General features: G+C 72.8%; 3 protein-coding genes and 1 pseudogene. 1 reads left to right on the top strand and 3 read right to left on the bottom strand.

Annotation, left to right across the window (positions count from 1 at the left end; genetic code table 11):
• The 3 genes and pseudogenes from ACWGDE_RS36040 to ACWGDE_RS36050 all read right to left on the bottom strand — a co-directional run.
• Positions 1-838 (bottom strand): annotated as a pseudogene (locus ACWGDE_RS36040) (hypothetical protein); the annotation flags it as partial.
• Positions 839-2,701, bottom strand: coding sequence for an HSP90 family protein (locus tag ACWGDE_RS36045; protein WP_453393295.1), 1,863 nt, complete (start codon positions 2,699-2,701; stop codon positions 839-841). It lies immediately after the preceding pseudogene.
• Positions 2,702-3,004: 303 nt separating this feature from the next.
• A complete protein-coding gene (locus ACWGDE_RS36050) occupies positions 3,005-3,982 on the bottom strand; it encodes a hypothetical protein (protein ID WP_453393296.1) in 978 nt (325 codons plus the stop codon).
• 165 nt (positions 3,983-4,147) lie between these two features.
• On the opposite strand from ACWGDE_RS36050, the gene ACWGDE_RS36055 reads away from it, so the two are divergent.
• Positions 4,148-4,888, top strand: coding sequence for an SAM-dependent methyltransferase (locus ACWGDE_RS36055; RefSeq protein WP_453393297.1), 741 nt, complete (start codon positions 4,148-4,150; stop codon positions 4,886-4,888).
• The last annotated feature ends 119 nt before the right edge of the window (positions 4,889-5,007 follow it).

Here is a 5,007-nt window from a genome sequence, read left to right on the forward strand (position 1 = left end):
GGGGCGCACCGGTCGCCTCGAACAGCGGGCGGTTCTCGGCGAGGATCTCCAGACCGCGGCCCTCGTTGCGGGAGAGGGCGCAGAACTCCAGGTGGAGGCCGACCTCCTCCTGCGTTCCGGTGTTGCCCCGGACCTGGCGGTACCCGCTGAGGTGGTGGGAACGGGCCTCGTCCGTACGGCCGGAGCGCAGCAGCGGCAGGAGGGAGCGCGCGCGGCTCAGCTGCGGTTCCTCGCTGCAACCGCTCTCCCCGTCGAGGACCGGACGCCAGGCCTCCAGCGCCCCGGCGTCGTCGCCGGACGACACCTGGTGCTCGGCGAGGTTGCGGATCTCGCAGGCCTCGCAGTCGCTCAGTTCGGTACGGGGGCGGGTGGCCCAGAGGTCGTAGGCGTCGGCGAGGCCGGCGCCCGTGTGGTGCGCGACGTGGTAGCGCATGGCCGCGACCGGCTGCATGCCGTGGCCGGCCGCCGTGTAGCGGGTGCGCATCGTGTCGATCCAGCCCTCGATCGCGGCCAGCGGCACCTCGGGCACCTGCAGCAGGGAGGTCGTCACCCACTTGAAGCGCCAGAAGACCTGATGGGCCTCCCACTGGCTGAACGATTCGGGGGCGGTGTCCCACAACTTGAGCAGCCGGGCGAACACGACGGGCGACTTGCGGTGCTCGCCGGTGAACTCGTAGGAGGTCATCAGCTCCAGCAGGGCCGTGACGAGGGTGTCGGGCTTATCGAAGGGTTCGGCCGCTTCGACGAGCTCCTCGGCGGTGACGGTGCGCTGCAGGCCGTGCGGCCGGTCGTGGTTCTCGCGGAGCGCCTCGACCACGGCCTCGGGGGTGTCCAGCATCTACAGTTCCTTCCGGGGCTCGGAGCCGGGTGCCGCCGTGCCGGTGCGGTGCATGGCGTGGGTGAGCAGGCCGATGAAGGCCCGGTTGAGCAGGGCGCTCTCGCTCGCCCGGAGCGGGCGGCGGCTGAGCAGCAGCGCCTGACCGTAGAGGGCTTCGGCGGTCGTGACGGCCAGTCCCCGCTCGGCGATGGTGATGGCCTGGCGCACCAGCGGGTTGAGGTGGTTCAGGACGAGCTGGGCCCGCGGGGTCTCGTGGCGCAGGGAGCCGAGGATGTCGGCCCAGACGCCGTCGCTGTCGGCGGCCAGGCTGGACCTGGTCCGCTCGTGGCGCGCCTCCCGGTTGTCGAGGAGGAGGGCGGGGGCGGTGACGGGCTGGAAGTCGCGCAGGACGACGTCGCAGTCGTGGACGCCGATGGTCTCCCGGGCGACGGCGAGGAAGGCCGCCGCGCGCAGCTCCGCGGACGGGTCGACGGCGTCGAGGTGGGCGGTGACGGTGGCCGGGTCGAGGTCGGTGACGGCCGTGCCGGGACGGATCTCCGGCAGCCGGTGCACGAGGTCGCGGTCGTAGGTGTAGCCGCCGTTGACGACGCCCAGACCGGCGGCCGAGGCGATCGGCGCGACCTGGCGGAACTCCTCGACGCTGCGGGTGACCAGGAGCGTCGGGTGGGTCCGCGCGAACTCCTCCAGCGTGACGTTCCCGTCGGTGGTCTCGAACGGCAGCCACGGCAGGACGATGCGCAGAAGTTCGTCGTCGTAGCGGGCGAGCGCCTTCACAGCGAGGTGGTGCGTTTCGATGAAGCGGTGCAGCAGGGACGGGTCGCTGGCGGCGAGCCCGGTGAGCCAGTCGCGGATCCGCTCGCCGAGGGCGTCCCGTACGGCGGAAAGGGTCCCGTCCTCGTACAGGGCCTCGCGCGAGGCGGTCGGGCGCAGGCTGGTGGTGTCGACGACGCAGCGGACGAAGAACGCCCATTCCGGGAGCAGCTCCGGCGCCTGGTCGGTGAGGAGCATGCCCTTGAGGTGGACGCGGTGGCCGGCCCGCTGGGCCGGGCTCACGGCCGTGGGCAGGACGTAGGCGACGCCGCGCAGCCCGGCGGCCGGCAGGTCGAGCTCGATGGTGTCGAGGGGGGTGAAGTCGAACCGGCTGCGGCAGTACGCGGTCATCGCCTCGCGGCGGGCCAGCGGGGAGCGGTGGGTCTGTTCCCAGGGGGGCGTGTCGTTGACGCGGTGGGTCTCGCCCCGCGGTCCGACGACGGTGACCTCGTGCCGCAGGAGGCCGCCGTAGTGCCGGGCCAGGGAGACGACCTGCTGCGGGCTGGTCCACTCGGCGGTGTCGGTGCGCGGGGTGAGGGTGACGGTGGTGCCCGGCTCCGGGACGGCCGAGGCGGGCAGGGCGCGGATGGTGTAGCGGCCGTCGGAGTGGCCGCGCCATTCGACGGCGGGTGCGCAGGGGTCGGCCGCCGAGCGGCTGAGCACCGTGATCTCGTCGGCGACGACGAAGCAGGCGAGCAGGCCGATGCCGAACTGTCCGATGAAGTCCCCGCGGGCGGCGTCGAGCCCGGCGCCGTCCAGGGCGCCGTCGGAGGTCCGCTTGGAGCTGCGGCCGATGGTGGCGAGGAACCGGTGGACGTCGGCCTCGGTCAGGCCGATGCCGGTGTCCGTGACGGTGAGGGTGTCGCCGGTGCGCACGGTGATGGTGGCGGGGGCGCCGGGCGTGACGGCCTGGCGGGCGGTGATGGCGTCCACGGCGTTCTGCAGCAGCTCGCGCAGGTAGACGCGGGGGCTGGAGTAGAGGTGGTGGGAGAAGAGGTCGACCAGGCCGCGCAGGTCGACCTGGAAGGTGTGCGAAGTCTCGGAATCGGGCACCTGGCTACGTCTTTCGGTGGGCCCGTCGGCGCCGTGGGCGGCGCGGGCGGGAAGGGGAAGGAAGGGGAAGGAAGGGGTGCGCGGGGCGCGAGGTACGGCGGGGCCGACGTCACGCGACCGGCCGCCCGGCTCCGCGACGCGCGCGGAGGTACGGGGCGTCAGCGGCCGGGTCGCCGCGGCGGAGCCGGGAGCGGCCGGGGCCGGGACCGGCCACCGGAAGCACGGCGGCAGTGACCGCCGTAACGGCCGTGGCCCTCGGCCAACGCGGCCAACGCGGCCAACGCGGCCAACGCGGCCAACGGCTCAGCGTCCGGTCGACGAACGCTGTTTCCGGTAGGCCGCGGCAGGGTTGGAGCCGTTGATGTAGTACCAGGGGAACTCGGTGACGCGGCCCTCCGTGGCACGGAAGCACTCCCCCGCCCCGTCGCGGTCCCCCGCGAGCGAGAACGCCATGGCGAAGGTGTTCAGGACCTGCGCCCACCCGGCCCGGCGCACGAAGTCCGGGTGGCGGAAGGAGTGGTCGGCCGCCTCGCGCAGGGACGCGACGACCTCGGGCCCGCGCATGTACGCGTCGTCCGGACCGGCGTCGAGGGACAGCCACTGCTCGATGTGCGCGATGGCGACGAGCTGGCCCAGCTGCGTGCCGGCGGGGGCGCCGAACGCGGACGCACGGGCGAAGGCGTGCATCTCCTCGTGCGAGCCGCCCCACTTCTCGCAGACCTGCTGCAACTGCTGCTGGTGCGCTCCCAGGTGGTGCGGGTCGCGGCGCACGGTCGCCTCGAAGCGGCGGCGCGCGGCGGCCGGCCCGACCTCGAGGCCGCGGCCGGTGACCTGGAGGGCGTACCAGGGCGAGGTCCACTCGGGCTCGCGCTCGGCCGCCTCGTACAGCCATTCCTCGGCGGTGCGCAGCCGGCTGTGGAACACCTCGAACTGCGCGTGCGAGACCTCCGAGGCCCGGGCGCCGGTACGGGCCTCCCAGCCCCAGCTGAGGTGGCGGACCCCCGCCACGAGCCGGGGCAGTGCCGCGTCGGGTTCCCGTTCGAGGGCCGGGACGATCCACCGCTCCACCCCGGCGGTGTCGCCGATGGCCCACAGCAGCTCGGTCCGGTCGTCGCTCTCGGGACGTGCTTCGAGCACCTCGCGTACGGCGTTCCAGTTCCCGGCCGCGGCGGCCTCGCGCACGCGCCGTACGTCGGGATCCCCGGAGTCCTCCTGGACCCGTGCGACCGGCTTGCCGGTCCATTTCCCCAGCGTAAGCCCCCATTGACGGAGCAACGCCATGTCCCCACCCCTTGCTTCTTTGCGAACCGGGAAGGAATGGATCACCTCCCGTGAGAGAAGTGACTACCACGTACGACCGACAATCGCACTTCCGTTTCCCGGGACCGTGGCGGCGCGGAGCGGAAAGGAGGTGCTCGCGGCTTCCGACGGTGGCAGGCTGCTCCGGTGAACCGTGAACAGATGTCCCAGATCGCCCATGCCCACCACCCGATCAAGTCGCCGCTCGACGACGATTCGGTCCGTGAACTGCTCCGGCACGGGATCTCCCGACCCGACGCGCGCGTGCTCGATCTCGGCTGCGGTGGAGGAGAGTGGCTCCTGCGCGCCCTGGCGGCCAATCCGCTCCTGCGCGCCGAGGGCGTCGACATATCCGAGGAGGCGCTGGCCCAGGCCGCCAAGAACGCGAGCGACCTCGGCGTCGAGGAACGCCTGGTGCTCCACCAGCAGCCCGCCGCAGACTTCTCCTCCGCGCACCTCTTCGACCTGGTGCTCATCGTCGGGTCCACCCACGCCTTCGACGGCCTGCTCCCGACTCTCGCGGCGGCCCGCAAACTCCTGGCCCCGGGCGGTCGCGTCCTGATCGGCGACGGGTTCTGGGAGAAGGAGCCTTCCGCCGAAGCCGTCGAGTTCTTCGGCGAGTTGGCGGACCTGGCGTCCACCTTGGATCTCGTGACCGCCGACGGGTGGGCGACCGTTCACGGCCATGTCAGCACCCGCCGGGAACTGGACGACTACGAGTGGGCGTGCTGGGGGTCCATGGCCGCGTGGGCCCTGGACCACCCCGATCATCCGGACAGTTCCGAAGTCCTGGCGACCTCCGCCGCGCGCCGCTCCGACTGGCTGCACATCTACCGGGACAGCTTCGGCTTCGTCTCCCTGGTCCTGCGCCCGACCACCGGCCGGTAGCTGCCCGGGCGAGCCCACCCACCGGGGGCAGGGAGCCTGAGGGCTCCCCCGGCCCGTCGCCGGCCGTGGCGATGGGCCTATGCGCCGATGTACCGATGTGACGATGTGACGACGAGGGG

The organism is Streptomyces sp. NPDC054956 (assembly GCF_053609185.1).